Source organism: Pedobacter jeongneungensis (assembly GCF_039538295.1).
In the GTDB taxonomy this organism is placed as follows: Bacteria; Bacteroidota; Bacteroidia; order Sphingobacteriales; family Sphingobacteriaceae; genus Pedobacter; species Pedobacter jeongneungensis.
This window is the reverse complement of the sequence record NZ_BAABBY010000002.1, coordinates 138,626-158,079: the sequence shown is the minus strand read 5'-3', so window position 1 is coordinate 158,079 and position 19,454 is coordinate 138,626. Positions and strand designations below refer to the sequence as shown.

At 40.0% G+C, this 19,454-nt stretch carries 12 protein-coding genes; 7 read left to right on the top strand and 5 right to left on the bottom strand.

Going from position 1 to position 19,454, the window contains the following annotated elements:
- Positions 1–2: 2 nt before the first annotated feature.
- The 4 genes from ABD769_RS04380 to ABD769_RS04365 all read right to left on the bottom strand — a co-directional run bounded on the left by ABD769_RS04380 (position 3) and on the right by ABD769_RS04365 (position 5,654).
- Positions 3–1,514 (bottom strand): TSUP family transporter, encoded by a 1,512-nt coding sequence (locus tag ABD769_RS04380; RefSeq protein WP_344849755.1) that lies wholly within the window; start codon positions 1,512–1,514, stop codon positions 3–5.
- Positions 1,498–2,274 carry a uroporphyrinogen-III C-methyltransferase gene (cobA, locus tag ABD769_RS04375; RefSeq protein ID WP_344849753.1) on the bottom strand — a complete coding sequence of 259 codons (777 nt, stop codon included), beginning with the start codon at positions 2,272–2,274 and terminating at the stop codon, positions 1,498–1,500. Before cobA ends, ABD769_RS04380 begins: the two co-directional genes overlap by 17 nt.
- A 97-nt stretch (positions 2,275–2,371) precedes the next feature.
- Positions 2,372–4,462 (bottom strand): nitrite reductase, encoded by a 2,091-nt coding sequence (locus tag ABD769_RS04370; protein WP_344849751.1) that lies wholly within the window; start codon positions 4,460–4,462, stop codon positions 2,372–2,374.
- Between the two features lie 745 nt (positions 4,463–5,207).
- Positions 5,208–5,654 (bottom strand): RrF2 family transcriptional regulator, encoded by a 447-nt coding sequence (locus ABD769_RS04365; RefSeq protein WP_086545362.1) that lies wholly within the window; start codon positions 5,652–5,654, stop codon positions 5,208–5,210.
- 215 nt (positions 5,655–5,869) lie between these two features.
- Between ABD769_RS04365 and ABD769_RS04360 the strand changes: the two genes are divergently transcribed.
- Entirely contained in the window at positions 5,870–7,090 is a 1,221-nt protein-coding gene (locus ABD769_RS04360; RefSeq protein WP_344849749.1) for a metallophosphoesterase, read from the top strand.
- A gap of 236 nt (positions 7,091–7,326) precedes the next feature.
- On the opposite strand, the gene ABD769_RS04355 is transcribed toward ABD769_RS04360, so the two are convergent.
- Positions 7,327–9,762, bottom strand: a complete 2,436-nt coding sequence (locus tag ABD769_RS04355) for a TonB-dependent receptor (RefSeq protein ID WP_344849748.1) — start codon at positions 9,760–9,762, stop codon at positions 7,327–7,329.
- A 312-nt stretch (positions 9,763–10,074) separates the two neighbouring features.
- On the opposite strand from ABD769_RS04355, the gene ABD769_RS04350 reads away from it, so the two are divergent.
- The 6 genes from ABD769_RS04350 (at position 10,075) to ABD769_RS04325 (ending at position 19,397) form a co-directional block, all read left to right on the top strand.
- Positions 10,075–11,616 (top strand): pyridoxal phosphate-dependent decarboxylase family protein, encoded by a 1,542-nt coding sequence (locus ABD769_RS04350; protein ID WP_344849747.1) that lies wholly within the window; start codon positions 10,075–10,077, stop codon positions 11,614–11,616.
- Entirely contained in the window at positions 11,561–14,020 is a 2,460-nt protein-coding gene (locus ABD769_RS04345) for a GNAT family N-acetyltransferase (protein ID WP_344849746.1), read from the top strand. The genes ABD769_RS04350 and ABD769_RS04345 overlap by 56 nt, the downstream gene beginning before the upstream one ends.
- Entirely contained in the window at positions 14,020–15,366 is a 1,347-nt protein-coding gene (locus ABD769_RS04340; RefSeq protein ID WP_344849745.1) for a lysine N(6)-hydroxylase/L-ornithine N(5)-oxygenase family protein, read from the top strand. The genes ABD769_RS04345 and ABD769_RS04340 overlap by 1 nt, the downstream gene beginning before the upstream one ends.
- 177 nt (positions 15,367–15,543) lie before the next feature.
- The gene (locus ABD769_RS04335) at positions 15,544–17,355 is read left to right on the top strand and encodes an IucA/IucC family protein (protein WP_344849743.1); all 1,812 of its coding nucleotides are present in this window, start codon (positions 15,544–15,546) and stop codon (positions 17,353–17,355) included.
- Between the two features lie 175 nt (positions 17,356–17,530).
- Positions 17,531–18,157 carry a M23 family metallopeptidase gene (locus ABD769_RS04330; protein WP_344849742.1) on the top strand — a complete coding sequence of 209 codons (627 nt, stop codon included), beginning with the start codon at positions 17,531–17,533 and terminating at the stop codon, positions 18,155–18,157.
- A gap of 382 nt (positions 18,158–18,539) precedes the next feature.
- Positions 18,540–19,397: an NmrA family NAD(P)-binding protein gene (locus ABD769_RS04325; RefSeq protein WP_344849740.1), complete on the top strand. Its 858-nt coding sequence runs from the start codon at positions 18,540–18,542 to the stop codon at positions 19,395–19,397.
- The last annotated feature ends 57 nt before the right edge of the window (positions 19,398–19,454 follow it).

Below are 19,454 nucleotides of genomic sequence, written 5' to 3'. Positions count from 1 at the left end.
CACTAAATTAATTTTAAAATAAACATAATTACACTGCGCAAGCTTACAATCATTACGATAATTCCAACAGCTACCATAATGGTTTTTGCCGAAATTTTGTTCGATACTTTTGCAGCAATCGGCGATGCAATTGCACTACCGATAATTAACCCTACAACTGCTTCCCAGTGTTTGCCACCAAGCATGGTAAAAAAGGTAAGCGAACTGAGGGTAGCAATAAAAAAACGGCTTATTTTTACAGTTCCCAACGAAAACAAAGGGTGACGACCGCCGGCAATCAAACTCGATAAAACGATCGATCCCCAGCCACCACCAAAAGCTGCATCGATAAAACCACCAAAAAAACCCAATAAACCTATTTTCTTGATTTTCTGGTCAGCTTTTTTTCTTTTAATGTTAAAGGCTTTCATTAAAATAACAGCACCTAAAAATAAGGTGTAAACCGCAACAACCGGTTTAACATAACTGCTATAATGTTCTAATGAAGATAAAATATAGGCACCTAATACCGCACCAATGATGGCCGGAAGAATTAATATCTTAAAAAGCTTCCAGTTTACGTTACCCATGCGGTAATGCATCCAGCCGGCAATCCCGTTGCTCATTACTTCCGAAATATGGATCGCCATACTGGCCGATGCCGGTGGTAAACCCATGGCCAGCGAAAAAGATGCCGTAGTAACGCCATACGACATACCGATTGCGCCATCAATTAAGGCAAATAAAAACCCTGCCCCTAAAAACCAGTAGAATAATGGATCTATATTAATCAGGAATGACTGAAACTCCGGCTCGGTATTCCAAAGGGATAGCCCAATTGCCCCAAGCAGTAAAACTGCAGCCATCCAGATTAACCATTTAATATTACGCTCCGCAAAACTCTTTTTAGGATTGATTAAACTCTGGGTAACTTTATTAAGTTTTTTAACTTTTGCAGAAAAATCACCGTTTAAAGTCTGACGCAAAGCACTCATATTCTGTAGTGTTTCGTCCAGTTCTTCAGGCAAACCCTCATTCAAAATCTGCTTTAAACGTTTGGCAATGGTAGGCGATTTTCCGTTTGTAGAAATCGCAATTTTTAAATCTCCTTTTTGAACGATTGATCCCAGATAGAAATCGCAAAGTTCGGGTTTATCGGCTACATTGATCAGCAAACCACGCTCGTGCGTTACCTTTCTGATCTCTTCATTTAAAATATTATTATTGGTTGCCGCGAAAACAATATCGACATCATCCAGGTCGTTGATATCAAAACTTTTCTGCTTTACCTTTATCAGCGGGTAATTTGCAATAAGTGCATAAACCTCAGGCGATACGATTTCTGCAACAATGGTAATGGTAGCACTGTGGCTATTATTTACAATCGCTGTTAATTTCTCGAGCCCGATATTACCTGCCCCAATTAATAATGTACGCAGCGTATTCAGCTTTACAAAAACTGGAAAAAGCTGGTTGCCTTTTTCTTCCTCCGAAAAAGATTCTACATTATCAGGTTGGTTAGGCAATACTTGCATATTGTTTAATTAAGTTCTTAAATGACGGATGTAATGATACAACTTCTCCAAAAATTAATAAAGCCGGGGCCTTAATATTTTCCTGTTGCACTAAACTTTCGATGGTTTCTACTACGCCTACAACTAATCGTTCATCCTCTGCCGATCCGTTCTGCACTACGGCTGTTGGCAAATTGTGTTTGCCTGCAGCTTTAAAAATCTCTACAATTTTAGGCAGTTTTTTTAATCCCATCAGCACCACTACAGTAGCGTTAGATTGCGCTGCCTGGTAAATATCGGCTGAAACCTCTCCAGAAGTAGTAGTCCCGGTGATTACCCAAAAGCTTTCGCTCATGCCACGGTGCGTAACCGGAATCTGCTGTAAACCCGGTACACCGATCGAACTCGAAATACCCGGAATTACACTTACCGGAATGCTGTATGATGCGGCATAATCAAGCTCTTCGTAACCTCTGCCAAAAACAAAAGGATCGCCACCTTTTAACCGCACCACATGTCCGTAATTTAAAGCGTAATCGATCATTAATTTATTGATGGTATCCTGCGGATAAGAATGCTCACCCGAACGTTTTCCTACATAAACTTTAATGGCTTCTGCCGGGGCATGCTCCAATAAAGCTTCGTTGGTTAAGGCATCATACAATACCACATCAGCAGTTTGCAATGCTTTTACGCCTTTTAAAGTCAGTAAATCCGGATCGCCGGGACCTGCGCCTAAAAGAGTAATTCTTGATTCTATATTTAATTTCTGATCGCTCATCTTGTGTTTTAAATTTTGAATGATTAGATGAAGAGTTGTTTGGCGCATGGCGTTTAGCGTCTGCAGTTCTCAAATCTCATATCTATTGTCTTAAATCTCATTTCGCTAATACCGCTCTTTTCTCCTTAATCTGATTTAAAAATTGACTGGCTTCCTCAAAATATTTCTTTGCAAACTCCTCAGTCGGTTCGTTTTTGTTAATCTGTAAAACCAGGTCCGAGAAATTGGTCGGTAAATTAAATTCTCCTGTTTCTACGTAGTGGTTATCAAATTCGCGGATCACGCCAACCTGTGTACTGCTGTTTACGCCTTTATCCAACAATAAAGATTTTGCTGCGCTTACAAAAGTGCTGTAAGTATGGTAAATGGCATCGGCAAAAGCGGCTTTGTCCAGATTTTGTTTTGCCCAGCCAAATTTTTCGTCGGCTTCTAATAATAAAGTAGCTACTAAATCGATCACTACACCGGCACATTCACCCACACCAATCGCAGTTACAAATTCTTCAACGTGGCCCCAGTCTACAAACTCTTCTGTTTGCAGGTTGGTTAAATCGGCTAGTGGTTTTAACAGCTGATAAAAATAGTCTTTACCTTTTCTGTCATAATATTGGTGGAAGTTTTCATCTTCCTGGTTATTGGCTTTAAAATCATTTAAAATGAAATGTAAAACACTTGTTGCCCTTTTTGAAGGCACTTTGATTACGCGTTCGGCCACTCTACCAACTCCATTCCCCACTGTACCACCACCAAGCATTACCTGTACTGCAGGAACCACTTTTCCTTCAGCTTTTACCGAACTTCCGTGGAAACCAATTTCGGCCAAACCATGCTGACCGCAAGAGTTCATGCAACCACTGATTTTGATCTTAATGTTTTTCTCGTAGATAAATTCAGGGAAATCGGTATAAATTACTTCCTCTAAAACCTCTGCAAGTGTCATGGAGTTCGAAATACCCAAATTACAGGTATCCGTACCCGGGCAAGTGGTAATATCAGCCAAGCTATCAAAGCCGGCTGTGGTAAAACCAATTTTATTTAAAGCAGCGTACAAAGAAGGTAATGCTTCCTTACGCACAAATTTTAATAATAATCCCTGGTTTTGGGTTATCCTGATTTCATCAGCAACATATAACCTGATGGCATCAACAAAAGCCCTTGCCTTATCGGTTTTGATATCGCCAACCTGAACTTTTATATACACGCCATAAAATCCGGCCTGCTTTTGTTCAATTACGTTGGTAGCTAACCAGTGTTTATAATGTGCCTCATTCAATATTTCTACTGCCGGATATTCCTGTTCTAAAGGCAAAGTTGGTTGAGGAACAGTATTAAGATCTATTTTAAAAGTTTTCACCTTATTGGCAATACGCTCTTCGGCAACCAAACGCAACACTTCTTCCAATCCTAATTTCTGAACCAGGTATTTTAAACGTGCTTTGTTACGGTTAGTGCGTTCGCCATAACGATCGAACACACGGAGCACAGATTCGGTAAAAGGAATTAGTTGATCTTCAGGCAAAAATTCATGAACCGCATTTGCCAGAAAAGGCTGTGCACCTAAACCACCGGCAAATAAAACCTTAAACCCACGTTCGCCATTTTCGTTAATTTTCGGAATAAAACCTAAATCGTGGATATAGCTGAAAGCCGTATCCCTATCGCTCGAAGAAAAGGAAATTTTAATCTTGCGGCCCATTTCCTGACAGATTGGATTACGCAAAAAGTAAGCAAAAACTGCCTGTGCATAAGGCGAAACATCAAAAGGTTCTTCTGCATCGATGCCTGAATTCGGAGAAGCGGTTACATTACGTACCGTATTTCCGCAGGCTTCGCGCAGTGTAATATCATCCTGCTCCAGTTTGGCCCAAAGCTCGGGTGTTCTATCTAAACTCACATAATGGATCTGGATATCCTGACGCGTGGTTAAGTGCAGGTTACCGCTTCCGTATTCATCGGCAATATCGGCAATGCGCAATAACTGCTTAAAAGTTACCTTACCAAATGGCAGTTTAATGCGCACCATTTGTACGCCTGGCTGCCTTTGTCCGTAAACACCACGGGCCAAACGGAGGCTCCTAAACTTTTCGTCGTGGATGGTTCCATCTCTAAAAGCTTTAATCTTATTCTCTAAATCGATGATGTCCTGCTCGACGATCGGATTTTCGAGTTCTGTTCTGAAACTTTGCATATGTGTTGTTAGCTTTATTCAAAAAATGCCTCCCTGTTACCGAGAAGCATTCAATATTTTATACATAAAATTATCTGTAGGCTCCTGTTACTGCGTTTTACAACAACAGCACATCATTTGCTTAGCGGTTAATTGTTTAGGTATAAAATTGAAGTTCATACGCCAAATATATAAAGTATATAGGAATAGTCGTAATTTATTATGAAAAAATTTACATTAAAGAAACGTCATTTCTACCGGAGGGTACCTGAATGGAGAAATATATGTGTTAAAAGGCTTAATAATAAAGTTAAAACTGCCAACCGAAAATTGAAAACTGATAATTGATAACTGCAAACTGACAATTGATTCGGGCGTTCCCCAAGGGTCGGGCTTTTCAGGGCTGCGCTTCGCTCCGATACCGATGAAGGATCGGTACTGAACCCTTACAATCCCTAACGCAACTGCCTCTGTTAAATAAACCCGATTGAAGTGAACATTCCGATTCTTTACCGATAAATCGGCACTAAATTAGCATCGGAATAAAACGGAAAGCGGGACTGAAACCCCCTATGAAAAACTGAACTTTCATTTACAAAAAAATCCTAGATTCGATAAACGAATTTGGGATTAATATTTTGAAATCTAGTGCTAACGCTCGTTTCTAACAAGCGTTGTATAATTTATCGTTTACAAACGATAAAATCGTATAGCTATTAATGCACTCGTTTGAAAACGAATGCAAGCGTTTCCTTGAAAATAAATATTATAAATTAATAACCCCGATTTTCAGGTTATCCTCGCGACCAATTACATCTGCAATGCTGGTTTCGGTTAAAACCTTTAGTGTGGCATCCCTTACATCAATAAAAGCACTTCTGATGCCGCAGGTTTTCTCATCCACGCACTCATCACATTTATGGTAAAAGTTTAAACTTGCACATGGCACCATTGCGATAGGGCCATCGGTTACACGCATTACGTGCACCAATAAAATCTCTTCAGGTTTTTTGTTTAAGCTGTAGCCACCGCCTGCTCCTTTTTTACTGTATAAAAAGCCGGCATTGCGCAGATCAAGAAGGATCTGTTCCAGGAATTTTTTTGGGATATGCTCCTCCTCTGCAATTTTCGAAATCTGCATTGGTGGTTTATCTAAATTTTTACCTAGCGCAACAAGCGCTTTAATGGCATATTTTGTTTTTTTGGACAGCATATTCGCACAAAGCTAATAAAAGAAAGTAAATTATAAAATATGCAACAGGAAGTTGATTTTAATTCAACAAACTATCATATTCATAAATATAACGCATTAAAACAGAAATTGCTTTAATCAAAGAAGCGTAAAAATAGCTGTCAACCGTAACAGTAGGTAATTCTATTCGTTTAAATTCTATTTTTACCACATATACTGATTACAGATTTTTAACAATGAGAAGAAAACTCAATCTATTGCCGCTCCTGATAGTTGCAATTATATATTTTGCCTTAAATGCCTATGTATTATCGGGCCTGGGCACCATTAATCAATCAAGTTTGCTTAGCCCAATATTCTGGGTATTTATTATCGGTTTAACTTTTGCCTTGTTTTTCGCCATTCAACAAATGCGGATTCAGGGAATAAATAAGTTCTTTCAGATTGTTAGTCACGCTTTTTTGATTGTTTTTGCCTCAGAAATTGTTTTCGCCTTTTTTCTGCTTCTTGGCGATATTTACCGCTTACTTATAGGCTTAGCCACTAATTTCGAACCGGGAGGCTTTCATATTGCCGGCCGCAGCAGCTATTGGGTCGATTTTGCCTTTATCATGTTCTGTTTAACCATCGCTTTATTTGCCTATGGCATTACCCAGGGTAAATATGCCTATCGCGTAATTAAACATACCCTGTATTTCGATGATCTACCCGCGGCCTTTGACGGTTTTACACTCACACAAATTTCGGATGTACACTCAGGTAGTTTTACCAACCCTAAAGCAGTACAAAAAGGAATCGACATGATTAACGCTCAAAAAAGCGACCTCTTTGTTTTCACCGGAGATTTGGTGAATAATGCTTCTTCAGAAATTGTGCCTTATATCGGTCATTTCTCGCAGATTAAAGCTCCATTCGGACAGTTTTCTGTTTTAGGCAACCACGATTACGGCGATTATATCAAATGGCCAAGTGAAGCAGAAAAAATCCAGAATTTAAACCAACTGAAAGCTTACCACAAAGAACTGGGCTTTAAACTTTTACTGGATGAACATGTAGAGCTGCATAAAAACGGTGAGAAAATTATCCTTGCGGGAATAGAAAACTGGGGAATCGGTTTCGGGGAACGCGGCGACTTGAATAAAGCGCTTCAAAATACAAATGTGAATGATTTTAAAATTCTTTTATCTCACGACCCATCGCATTGGGATGCACAGGTAAAAAACTATCCTTCTAAAATCCAGCTTTCCTTAGCAGGCCATACGCACGGTATGCAATTCGGAATCGAAGCTTTTGGGATTAAATGGAGCCCGGTAAAATACCGTTATAAACACTGGGCAGGCATTAAAACCGAAAATGGCCGCTATTTAAATGTGAACCGCGGTTTTGGTTTCCTCGGTTTTTCAGGCCGGATCGGGATCTGGCCGGAGATTACGGTAATTGAGCTGAAAAGGAAGTAAAAATCGTCATTGCCTACTATTCTTTCCAACAAAAAGGTCGTCATCTCGACTGAAACGCAGTGGAATGGAGAGATCTACCTAGATAGATTTTGCTTCGCAGAGCCTTCGGGTTCTCGACTTCGTTGCACTTCGCTCGAAATGACGACCTATAAAAATAAATGCCGTGGTCTGTGTCCCCACAGATCACTTGAAATAAAATCTGGATTGGTTGGTGAGACACCAACCAAGGAGTCTATCTAGTAATTAAGCGTATATGTTAAATTATATGTACGGCCGCGTCCTGCATAATAAAATGTTTCTGGTTTTGCCAAAGCTTGGTATAACAATACCGAACGTTGGCTCCAAATGGTTTGATACTCTTTATTCAACAGATTTTGTACACCAATTGATAAGCTTCCGGTAAATATTTTAACCGATCCCAATAAATCAACAGTGGTGTATCCTTTTAACTCATATTCTACCGGCTTATTTTGAACAACAGAAATACCTTTCGAATCAAATGAATGGAAAATCTGTGCTTTTAAGCCGAATACTTTTCCATTATAGCCTAAATAACCAGCCAGTTTAGATGGACTAGCCACGGTAACATCCTGTAAAGACCAGGTTCCATCGGTATTCTGTTTCTGTGTTTTAATATACAAACCATTTGCTCCTGCCTCGAAACCATTTTTCAGGTTTAGCGATAATGAACCTTCAACACCGATATTTCTTACTTTTTCGTCAAAAACTTCAATATTGAAAGTGCTGTTGGTTTTCACATTTTTATCAGATAAAGCATAAAAACCAGCTACCTGTGCATTAAATACACCTGTACGGTAACGGTAACCGGCTTCATATTGTTCTGTTTTAATACCCGTTAAAGGAGAACTGGCCACATTGATAGAGTTACCCAAATTAAAGTTGGTACCTACCAAAGTGTAACTTCCCTGTCCATAATATTTTGCAGGATCGGCTAAGTTAAAGCCTTGCGAAAAGTTAACCCAAACCTGTTGTGGCGCGTTGATTTTTACCACTAAACCACCATTTAGCAGGTTTACATCGTAATGGTTTTTACCACCTGCAATTGGTGTAGCTGTTCTGCCTACACCATAAGCCAAAGGCACTGAAGCTGTAGTACCTACAAAATCGCCTACTTTAACAAACATACGTTGCTGACGCACACCTCCTGATAAACTTAAAAAGTCAGTTACTTTAACCTGTGCCTGTAAAAAGCCAGATAAACCGTTCACCCTGAAATTAGGATAACGTGCAATGGTTGCCACGGTGGCATTGGTAAGTCCGCCTGATGTAGCAGCCTTTACCCTATCAAACAAGGCTTGTTGTGCATTAAAGTTTTCGTTGTCGGCATCTATACCGTAGGTAAGGTTTACCCTGTTCCAATCTTTATTCAATACCAGTTTTAAGGCGCTATAATTGGTATTCTGGATGGATGAACCGCTGTAAAGTACACCTGGTATAGCCGCCTGCCCTGGGAATGGGTGGAAGCTAAACTGCTCATTTCTGGCAGCTGCCTGGATATAAAGCGTTTGTCCGCCTAAAATTTCGCTTGCCTGATAGTTGGCATTGATATTTGCCCTGCTTGTTTTTGGATCAACATCTGATGAATAACCATTTCTCATTTCCAAAACTGCCGGATTTGATAACAAACCAGCGTAGTTTGTGCCTAAAAACAAGTCTTTATCTCCGCGGTAACCCGAATTATAATACTGGCCGTTTACCGTTATTTTTTGATGATCGGTTAGTCTAAATTCGGTACTTCCGAAGAAATCGAACGATTGGTTATACTGTAAATCAGTTTGGGTAATATCGGTAAAAATCTGTTTTCCGTCTGCGCCATAAGCCGCGTTGTTTTTCTGGAAAGCCATACCTATACGTCCGTTCCAGTCTTTGCTCCCGCCCGAAATGGCTTGAGCTACACGTACATCATGATCACTTTTTTCTTTTAATCCGCTGCGAACACCAACCTGTGTAGTAAAACTCGGCTGACTGTCCTGCCCTTTTTTAGTGATTATATTGATGATCCCACCTGTTGCACCACCGCCATAAACAGCGCTTGCACCAGATAAAACCTCGATACGCTCAATGTTAAACGGATCAATCGATTCGAACTGACGGCTAACTCCACGGGTACTGTTTAACGATACCCCATCAATCATCACCAATGCATCTCTGCCACGTTGGTTTTGGCCATAATTGGTACGTCCTTCAGGTCCGGCATCTAAACTTGGGATCAATTGCGCCAAAGTTTGTTTTAAAGGAATACCTGCCCTCGCCTGCTCCTGGATTTTTGCACCATCTACCACCCAAACGGTACCCGGTATTTCGCTGATTTTGGTTGGTTTACGCGATGATACCACCACAACCTCCTGCATATTTGAGGTTGGGCTTAAGCTAAGGGTTAAGTTGACCGTTTGGTTATTAGCTAAATTAACTTTTTGTAATACAGTGGTATAACCTACATAACTTACCTGTAAAACGTAAGCACCTTCGGTTAATTTCAGTTCGAAAGTTCCATCTGCATTAGTTGTAGCGGAGTTGCCCTTTCCTTCCACTTTAATATTTGCCCCGGCCAAGGGAGCAGTTTCTCCAAGCACTTTACCAGTTACGGTCTGCGCTTTGCCTGTAAGGATAAACCCACAGATTAAGATTGCAATTAAGTATAGATTCTTCATTAATGATTATTTTTTTGCGCAAAGCAATCATTAATTTAGATTAAATCCAAATAAAATGAATTAATTTTTATCACAATGTACCTAACAAACGTTTGATAAAACCAATACAATAGACTTATTAACAATGTGTTAAAAATATTTACAATATTATTTTTAATCAATCTAAATAAACACATACCTTAGCAACCGAAATATTTTGCTAAAAACGATTACTAAGTTCGAAGCATCCTCCTAACTAATTATTCATACAAAGCTGGCTTTTAAAGCTGGGTGGTTATTGCCTTAAACCTTAAATTTTGAAAAAATAAAAAAATGTTTGCATCAGACCTCGAAAAACATGAGCTTATAGATTTCCTCACGGAAAGTCCGACGAAGGAAATCTTTCACCACGATAACGAAGAAGAATACCTCCATGCGGTAGGTAAGGTTACCCAGGCGGTAAAAAAATTCCTTCACAACAATCAAAAGCCATTTAGCGGGGTAACTCCTGTACAGTTAAGGCACTTGTTTGATGCGGTTGAATTTGAAAAAACGCACGACAATTACGATTCGCTGCTTAAAGAAGTAGAAGAACTTTACACGAACCATGCAGTTGCTTTCCACCATCCCGCCTACATTGCCCATTTAAACTGTCCGATTGTAATTCCGGCCGTAGCTGCTGAAGTGATGATTTCGTCGATCAATTCATCGATCGATACCTGGGACCAAAGCGCTGGCGGAACATTGATTGAACAAAAACTGATCGAATGGACCTGCGATCAGATTGGTTACAGCAAAAAAGCAGATGGTATTTTTACCAGTGGCGGTACTCAAAGTAATTTAATGGGACTTTTACTGGCGCGAGATCATTATGCCATTACCGTTCTAAACCACAACATTAAATTAAATGGTTTACCGCAGGAAGCCTCCAGATTCAGGATTTTTGTTTCGGAGAAGGCGCATTTCAGCATCCAGAAAAACGCTTCGCTGTTAGGTTTGGGTGAAAAATCGGTGATCAAAATTAAAACCGACCGGAGTTTCAGGATGAACACTGTTTTACTGGAAGATGCCATTAAACGTGAAATTGCGTTTGGCAATATTCCCATTGCGGTGGTGGGTACAGCAGGTACAACTGATTTCGGAAATGTAGATCCATTGAAAGAACTGGCTTCTATCAGCAAAAAATACAATACCTGGTTCCATATCGATGCGGCTTATGGCTGTGGTTTATTATTGACCGATAAATACCGCAGTTTGCTCAATGGCATCGAGCTGGCCCATTCGGTTACGGTTGATTACCATAAATCTTTCTTCCAGCCGGTAAGCAGTAGTGGTTTTTTGGTGAACGATAAAAAATATTTCAACCTGATTACCCACCACGCCGATTATTTAAATCCTAAAGACCATGATGAAGATGGTTTGCCAAACCAGGTGAATAAATCGATACAAACCACACGAAGGTTTGATGCATTAAAACTTTGGTTTACGCTCAGGATGATGGGCAGAAATAAACTGGGTGGCTATTTTGATACCATTATTGAAACCGCAGCCCAAATTGCCGACCGCTTAAATTTCGACAGTGATTTTGAACTGATGAATGAATCAGATATCAGTGCGCTGGTTTTCCGCTACCGTCCGAAAAATGTTCGTCTGGATGTTTGCGCCATGAACCAGTACATTAAAAAATCCATGTTCAGCGAAGGAAAAGCCTTAGTGGCAGGCACCAAAATTAACCAGCAATTCTACCTCAAATTTACCCTACTTAACCCGCTTACTACCATGAGCGATATTGAAAACATTATTAAAATTATTAAAAAACATGGAAACGAATATGTTAGACTCAACCAGGCTTCAGCAGATTTCAGAAGAAACTAATTTTAATGCCCTTTTAAACAGTTATTGCAGAGAATTTAGTAACTGGAGCCGTTATGTGGGCATTCCAAAATATGATGCTCCTCTCGCTAATTACCTGTTTACCACAACCGACCGTTTGCATATCAGGTTCGATTTCAGCTCCATTGGTTTTGAAGTATATGCACCGTTAAAATTTTACGCCGATAGCGGTCGCCATGTGTTTAATTTTCCGGTAATAGAACGCAATATTGCTACAGATGCAATCAATCCGATCAGCATTTACCGCTTTATGGAACTGGCTATTCAGTTTAGTGCCGAAGAATTTCCTAACGCCAATACTAAGATTATTAACGAACGTTTAACCAACAGTGTTGAAAATATGGAGGCATTTCTATCGTATTTTAAACAAAATGGCAAGCCAGTAAATTTTCCTAAAATGAGTTTTATTGAGGCCGAGCAATCCTTATTTTTAGGTCACAATGCCCATCCCCTGCCAAAAGGCAGAGCTGGTTTTAACAGCAAGGACGAACTTTTCAAATTTTCACCAGAAACCCAGGGCAAATTCCAACTGGCCTATTTTTTAATTGCCGGCGATAACATTACCGAGAAAAATGCAGAAGGTTTCGATATCACCGATCTTTTCAGGATTGAACTGTTAGATAGTGGAAATGCAGATTTGATTGCTTTATTGGATCAGCATCCCAACCATAAAATAGTACCGATGCATCCCTGGGAGGCAGATTATCTGCTAACATTGCCAACGGTGCAGGCCATGGAAGATGAAAAATTATTGTTCTACCTGGGCTGTTTTGGAGAACTGTACACACCAACTTCTTCGGTAAGAACCGTTTACAATGCAGCGAGCGATTGGATGCTGAAGTTTTCCTTACATGTAAAAATCACCAACTCACAGCGGGTTAACCTGGTAAGGGAACTTCACCGTGGTTATGATGTAAGTAAATTATTAAAAACAGAATACGGCAAAGCAGCTAAAGCCGAATTTCCGGAGATTGAATTTATTACCGATCCTGCATTTATCACCGTAAACTATCAGGGCGAAACCATTGATGGTTTTAACATCAGCATTAGGCATAATCCTTTTAAGGGAGAAGATGCCGGCAAAAATGTAAGCCTATTGGCGGCGCTTTGTCAGGATGGTTTACCCGGACAAAAACCGAGGATTGTTCACATTATTGAAGAGGCTTCAATCAATAAAAACAAAACAGTTGCCCATACGGCTGTAAACTGGTTTAAACAATACCTTCACCTTTGTGTGGCTCCAATTGTTGGCCTTTACAACAATTTTGGGATGGCTTTCGAGTTTCACCAGCAAAATGTGATGCTAGAACTGGATAAGGATTTTTATCCTGCCAAATTTTATTTCAGGGATAACCAGGGTTATTTCTTCAGCGACGCTAAAGCCGAAGCCTTAGAAGCCGTTTATCCGGGAATTGCCGCAGAAAGCGGATCGATTGTTCCGAACGAATATATTATTCCTAAATTAACCTATTATCTGCTCATCAACAACATTTTAGGTGTAGTAAATGCTCTTGCCAGTAATGGTTTGGCTGATGAAAAAACTTTGATCGATCTGGTTTACCTGGAGTTTAAACAATTTGAGAACAGCGATACCACCGGTCTGGTCGATTATATCATTAACCGCCGCAGCTGGGAAGTAAAGGGTAATTTATTAACCAATCTTTGCAACATCGACGAAGCCAGTGCTCCTATCGATAATCCGGCTATTTACCGTGAATTTCCAAACCCGCTGTCTAAATATTTCTTTTCTAAAAACCTGATCAAACCAAAAAGCAATGAGGTTTTATACAGCAGGTTTTTTCCGAAAGAAAATATAACGATCAACATCCGTCCGTTCAACATCGACCGCGATCTGGAAATGGTGCATGATTGGTTTAACCAGGAACATGCCAAACCGATCTGGAAAATGGATGGCCCGATTAAAGGTCTGGAATTATTTTACAGAACGCTGTTGCCTAACGATGCCTCGCACAGTTTTATCGGCGAAATTAATGGTGAACCTACCTTTACGATAGAGCCTTACTGGCCAATGCGCGATGGTGTAGGTGCCTGTTATGAAGCCCTTATGACCGATTATGGCGCACATTTATTGATAGCCCCTACTGATAAAGACAAGAAATTTAGTTTCGAAACCGGACAAGCCTTAATGGATTTCATTTTCGAACAGCCGGAAGTAGGCAAATGTATCGGTGAGGCCGCAGTTGAAAGCCGTGCGATGCACATTTTTGTAACCAGATTGGGTTTCAAATTGGAGAAAGTAATCCAGATGCCTTATAAAATGGCCAACCTGACTTTTTGTTACCGCGATTGGTATTGGGATAAATTTCCTGAAGCCAAGGCTTACGCCATGATGAAAACAGCACAATTTGAAACGGAGGAAATATAATGCAGGAACAGAAAATATATGATATTGTTGGGATTGGAATCGGTCCATTTAATTTAGGTCTGGCCGCTTTATGTGCCCCTATAGAGAGTTTATCGACGCTATTTTTAGATCAGGCGAGCGAATTTAACTGGCACCCGGGCATGATGTTGAGCGATGCGACTTTACAGGTGCCTTTTATGGCCGACCTGGTTACCATGGCCGACCCAACCAGTTCGTACAGCTTTTTAAACTACCTGAAACAAACCGATCGTCTTTATAAATTTTACATCAGGGAAGATTTTTTCGTGCTGCGTAAAGAATATAACGCTTATTGTAAATGGGCCATCAGCCATTTAAAAAACTGCCATTTCGGACAAAAAGTAAATAATATAAACTATGCAGATGGTATTTATCAGATCGACAAAACAGATCAGACCACCGGAGCGACCGAAACCATTTATGCTAAAAAAATTGTGCTCGGAACAGGAACTGCGCCTAAAGTGCCTGCTTTTATTGATCCAACCGTTCATCAATATGCCATACACTCGTCAGAATATTTAAAGTTTAAACAGACTTTACTGGAACAAAAAACGGTAACTGTTATCGGTTCGGGACAAAGTGCCGCAGAAATTTTCTACGATCTGTTGCCTGAAACGGAGAATGGTTTAAAATTGAAATGGTTTACCCGTCCGGATCGTTTTTTCCCAATGGAATATTCGAAGTTGACTTTAGAACTTACTTCGCCAGAATATGTAGATCATTTCTACAATTTAAGCGATGCCAAACGGAAACAACTTTTAAGCAAACAGAATTCATTATTCAAAGGAATCAATTTTGAACTGATCAATCAGATTTTCGATAAACTTTACGAATTAAGCGTTGATGGTGAAAAAATCAATGCCGAACTAATGCCGAACTGCCAGTTAAACAACCTGAATATAAATAATGATGGCAACTACCAGCTCGATTTTTATCACACTGAAAGCGAAAAAGATTTTACGGTTGATACAGATGCTGTGGTATTGGCAACGGGTTATAAATATAATGAGCCGGGATTTTTATCGGCCATTAACGACCGGATTGCACGCAATGCCGATGGACTTTTTCAGGTGCACCGCAATTATGCCATTGATGTAAATGGAAACGAAATCTTTGTTCAAAACGCCGAACTGCACACGCACGGATTTGTAACGCCTGATCTGGGTATGGGTGCTTATCGCAATGCATCTATCATCAATGCCATTTTAGGCTTCGAGATTTATCCGGTAGAAAAACGGATCGCTTTCCAGCAGTTTAGTGTAAATGGAGAGGAAGAGAAAGTGGAATTTACTGAAGCGGATTTACAATTGGCTGGTCGGGATTTGTAATGTTTATATGCCGGATTTAAAATCCGGAGTATAATAGGGTCCCGATTGCAAATCGGGACCAACAAGACCACGTTGGTCGGGATTTATAATCCCGACCATTGAGAACCGGATTTGAAATCCGGGGTACAACAAGTCCGGATTGCAAATCCGGACTAACAACTTAAAAAATTAAATACCATGAGTTACAACAATTTCAATCACATAAAACCTTTAAAAAAAGAAGTTTGGGATAAGGTAAACCTAAACTATATTGCAAAATCGATCGTGGAACTGATGCACGAGAAACTGGCAGAACCAACATTAGTGAATACAAATGAAGATGGTGTTCTCAATTTCCGTTTGGCTACTGATTCTGAGGATATTTACTATACTTTCTCTGGTCAGCAGCGCGCTTTGGATTACCTGCACATCGATAAACAGAGCATCAAAAAGTTTGTAAACGGCGAAAATGTAGCGGTAAACAATGCGCCTGCCTTTTACGCCGAATTACAGCAAACTTTTGGTATTAAACCATTTACCCTCGCCCATTTTATTGAAGAAACATTAAATACTTTATATGCTGATGCTTATATCCACGAAAAAGGCCGGTTAACCGCTGATGAACTGGCCAATGCCGACTATCAAACCATTGAGCATCAGATGGATGGTCATCCATGGGCTACGATCAACAAAGGCCGTATTGGCTTTAACCACAGCGATCAGGGCAAATATGCACCCGAAGCTGCACAGCGTACACAATTGGCCTGGTTGGCGGTACACCGATCAAGGGCACAATTTAAGAGCATCGAAAGCATTTCTCCTTTTTCTTTTTATAACGAAGAATTGAGTTTAAAACAGGTTCACGATTTTAACCAGGTATTGATCCGACAGGAATTAAATCCTGAAGATTATTTTTTTATCCCAGTACACGAATGGCAGTGGAACAATAAAATTGTATTGCAACTGGCGCATGATATTGCCCATCAGCTAATTGTACCTGTTGGCCTTGGTAACGACGAATACATGTGCCAGAACAGCATCCGTACTTTCTTTAATGTGAGCGAGCCTAAAAAACATTACGTAAAAACTGCTATTTCAATCTTAAATACCTCAATTTTCAGGGGATTATCACCTAAAAAACTGGCTATTGCACCAAAAGTTACCCAGTGGGCAAAAAACATGCTGCAGGGTGATGAATACCTGAAACAAACCCGCGTGGTTCTTCTAGGTGAAGTAGCTACGGTAGCCTATACCCATCCGCAATACAGTGAAATTCCGGGTTCGCCGTATCAGTACCAGGAATTTTTAGGTGCCATTTGGCGCGAAAGTGCTGAAAATTACCTGCTGGAGGGCGAAAACATCATGACGATGGCCAGTTTACTTTATGTGGATGATAATGGCAAAAGTATGGTGCAGGCACTGATCGAAAAATCTGGATTAGACGCTTCAAGCTGGTTAAACGCTTATTTATCGGCTTACTTGAAACCGGTGTTGAGGATTTTCTATAAACATGCCTTTTTCTTTAGTCCACATGGTGAAAATACGATTCTGGTCATGAAAAATGGTGTTCCGGAGCGCATTATCATTAAAGATTTTGTGGAAGAAATTGTATTAACAGAAGAATCGAAAGCTAAATTACCGAATGACCTTGTTGATGTTTTAAGAGAAATTAACGATGAACTGGCGCCATTATTTATCCTTTCAGGCATATTTGATGCGGTATTCAGGTATCTGGGCAATATTTTCCATAGTTATGTAGGAATGGACGAGAAACAGTTCTGGCGTCAGGTGGCTGATGTAATTTTAGAGTTTCAGCAGGAAAATCCAGAATTATCGCCAAAATTTGAAAAATTCGACCTATTTGTACCAGAATTTATCAGGGTTTGCATTAACAGGGTAAGGTTGTTAACCCATGGTTACAGCGAAAGCACGGATGTTCCTGTTCCTGAACTGATTGGTACTTTGGTTAATCCGGCCGCAGAGGCGCTGAAAGAGGATGTTTTGGCGTAGCTAAATTCATACTATTATCGTCATTTCGAGCGGAGCAAAGCGAAGTCGAGAAATCTGTCTCGAGTTAGATTTCTCCATTCCACTGCGTTCCAGTCGAGATGACGATTCTTTCTATAAACTATAAAAATAGTTAATTTCTTTAAATAATGTTATCTTGCTTTTAAATCCTTAAAGCATGAAAACATTACTATTTATCTTTTTATCAGCACTTTTATTCGAAACACCAACGATTGAAAAAGACCGCGATCGCTGGAAACCTTATTATACGGATGCGGCTCCTTTAAAAATCGCCGATCAATGGTATCTTCCGTTTGATGTGGCCAACCGTAAAAAGGTAAACAACATCAAAATCATCAGCATTTTTGGCGATCACCGCGATAGTTATGTTAAAGGGCATATCCACACGGCTATTGATATTAACCCTGCACAACCAAAGGCAAAACTGGTGAATGTTTACGCCATGGCCAATGGAATAGTATGTTCTGTTCATTTGAGCGAAAACCAGCGCACGGTTGTGGTTAAGCATAAATTACCGAACGGACAGATGATGTTTACCTCGTACAAACATTTAAAAGAAGTTTATGTAAGCAATGGTCAGGCGGTTGATCAGAATACCAAACTGGCCAGGTTATTTACCCCACAGGAAAGCAAAAAATACGGTGGCGATTATCATCATCTTCATTTGGAAATCAGAAAGAAATTTGATGATTTTGGCTGTGCCAGCTGGTTAACTTTTAACAATACGCAATTGAATGATCGGTTTTATAATCCGCAAAGCTTTATTAAGGAGCATGTAAAATAAAGTTTTGGTTGGTGGGCCACCAAGCAAGAGAATTGACACCAACCATAGAAGAGCGGTCTGTGGAGACACAGACCACGGCGGTAAAGACCACGGCCATTGGACCTTTAGTATTTTTGTCCGTGGGGACACGAACCATGGCGATAGTTTTGGTCGGTGAGACACCAACCAATAGAAGAACGGTCTGTGGAGACACAGACCACGGTGATATAGAAGTCAAATTTGAATAGCCACCCTGCCAATAAACTTGACTTCTCTTTTGAGAGGAAATAAGGAAAGTTTCAGTTGGTGAGACACCAACCGATAGAAAAATACTCATACCTGAAACCAAAACTCTTTGCTACTTGTTGATTAAGAAAACGCTCGTAACTAAAATTTGATTGTTATGTACGTAATCTTAGGCGCGTCTGGTCAGGTCGGATCAGCAATTATGGATCATTTATTGGCTAAAAAACTACCTGTTAAAGCTGTTATTCATCATCCTGAAAAAGCTTCAGAAATAAAAGAAAAGGGAGCCGAAGTGGCGGTAGCTGATGCTATGGATTTAAATTCTTTAACCGATGCTTTTAAAGGCGGAGATATACTATTCGTTTTAACACCTGAAACCGGAAAGAATGAGGATGTGTTGGGTGAAACTAAAACCATTCTCGAAAATTATCATAAAGCGATCCAACAATCTTCGATTAAAAAAGTGGTCGGTTTATCATCCATTGGTGCGCAATATGATAAAGGCACAGGGAATTTGTTAATGTCGCACATGCTGGAGCATGCTTTTGAAGATCTGGATATCCCACAGATATTTGTCAGGCCGGCTTATTACTATAGCAACTGGCTTTTACAAATGCCCGAAGCTAAAAAAAGCAGCATATTACCTACTTTTTACCCAACTGATTTAGCCATCCCGATGATTTCACCCATGGATGTTGCCGAATTTGTTGCTAATGTGTTGGTAAAAGATGATGAATCGAAAATCTACGAGATTGTTGGACCTGAAAAGTTAAGTTCGGATGATGTTGCTGCCGCATTTTCTACAGTTTTGAATAAAGAGGTAAAAGCAAAACAGATTCCGCATGAAAATTGGGATGAAACGCTGGAAAAGATAGGTTTTTCGCCGGATGCAAGGAAAAATTTTATCGAAATGACCGAAACTGTTGTGAACGGGAATACGGATCCTGAGAATAACGGAACAACACTGGTTAAGTTGAAAACAAGTATTTCGGAATATTTAGAAAATGTTGTTTGATTTTGATGGTGCCTGATGTTTCCATCTGACACCACTATTATCATATTACAATTTTAA

Excerpts from the sequence above, each read along its gene's own strand:
- ABD769_RS04365 (WP_086545362.1), bottom strand. The coding sequence starts at position 5,654 with ATGCTGTCCAAAAAAACAAAATATGCCATTAAAGCGCTTGTTGCGCTA.
- ABD769_RS04355 (WP_344849748.1), bottom strand. The coding sequence starts at position 9,762 with ATGAAGAATCTATACTTAATTGCAATCTTAATCTGTGGGTTTATCCTT.
- ABD769_RS04335 (WP_344849743.1), top strand. The coding sequence starts at position 15,544 with ATGAGTTACAACAATTTCAATCACATAAAACCTTTAAAAAAAGAAGTT.
- ABD769_RS04370 (WP_344849751.1), bottom strand. The coding sequence starts at position 4,462 with ATGCAAAGTTTCAGAACAGAACTCGAAAATCCGATCGTCGAGCAGGAC.
- ABD769_RS04350 (WP_344849747.1), top strand. The coding sequence starts at position 10,075 with ATGTTTGCATCAGACCTCGAAAAACATGAGCTTATAGATTTCCTCACG.
- ABD769_RS04325 (WP_344849740.1), top strand. The coding sequence starts at position 18,540 with ATGTACGTAATCTTAGGCGCGTCTGGTCAGGTCGGATCAGCAATTATG.
- ABD769_RS04340 (WP_344849745.1), top strand. The coding sequence starts at position 14,020 with ATGCAGGAACAGAAAATATATGATATTGTTGGGATTGGAATCGGTCCA.
- ABD769_RS04345 (WP_344849746.1), top strand. The coding sequence starts at position 11,561 with ATGGAAACGAATATGTTAGACTCAACCAGGCTTCAGCAGATTTCAGAA.
- ABD769_RS04360 (WP_344849749.1), top strand. The coding sequence starts at position 5,870 with ATGAGAAGAAAACTCAATCTATTGCCGCTCCTGATAGTTGCAATTATA.
- cobA (WP_344849753.1), bottom strand. The coding sequence starts at position 2,274 with ATGAGCGATCAGAAATTAAATATAGAATCAAGAATTACTCTTTTAGGC.
- ABD769_RS04330 (WP_344849742.1), top strand. The coding sequence starts at position 17,531 with ATGAAAACATTACTATTTATCTTTTTATCAGCACTTTTATTCGAAACA.
- ABD769_RS04380 (WP_344849755.1), bottom strand. The coding sequence starts at position 1,514 with ATGCAAGTATTGCCTAACCAACCTGATAATGTAGAATCTTTTTCGGAG.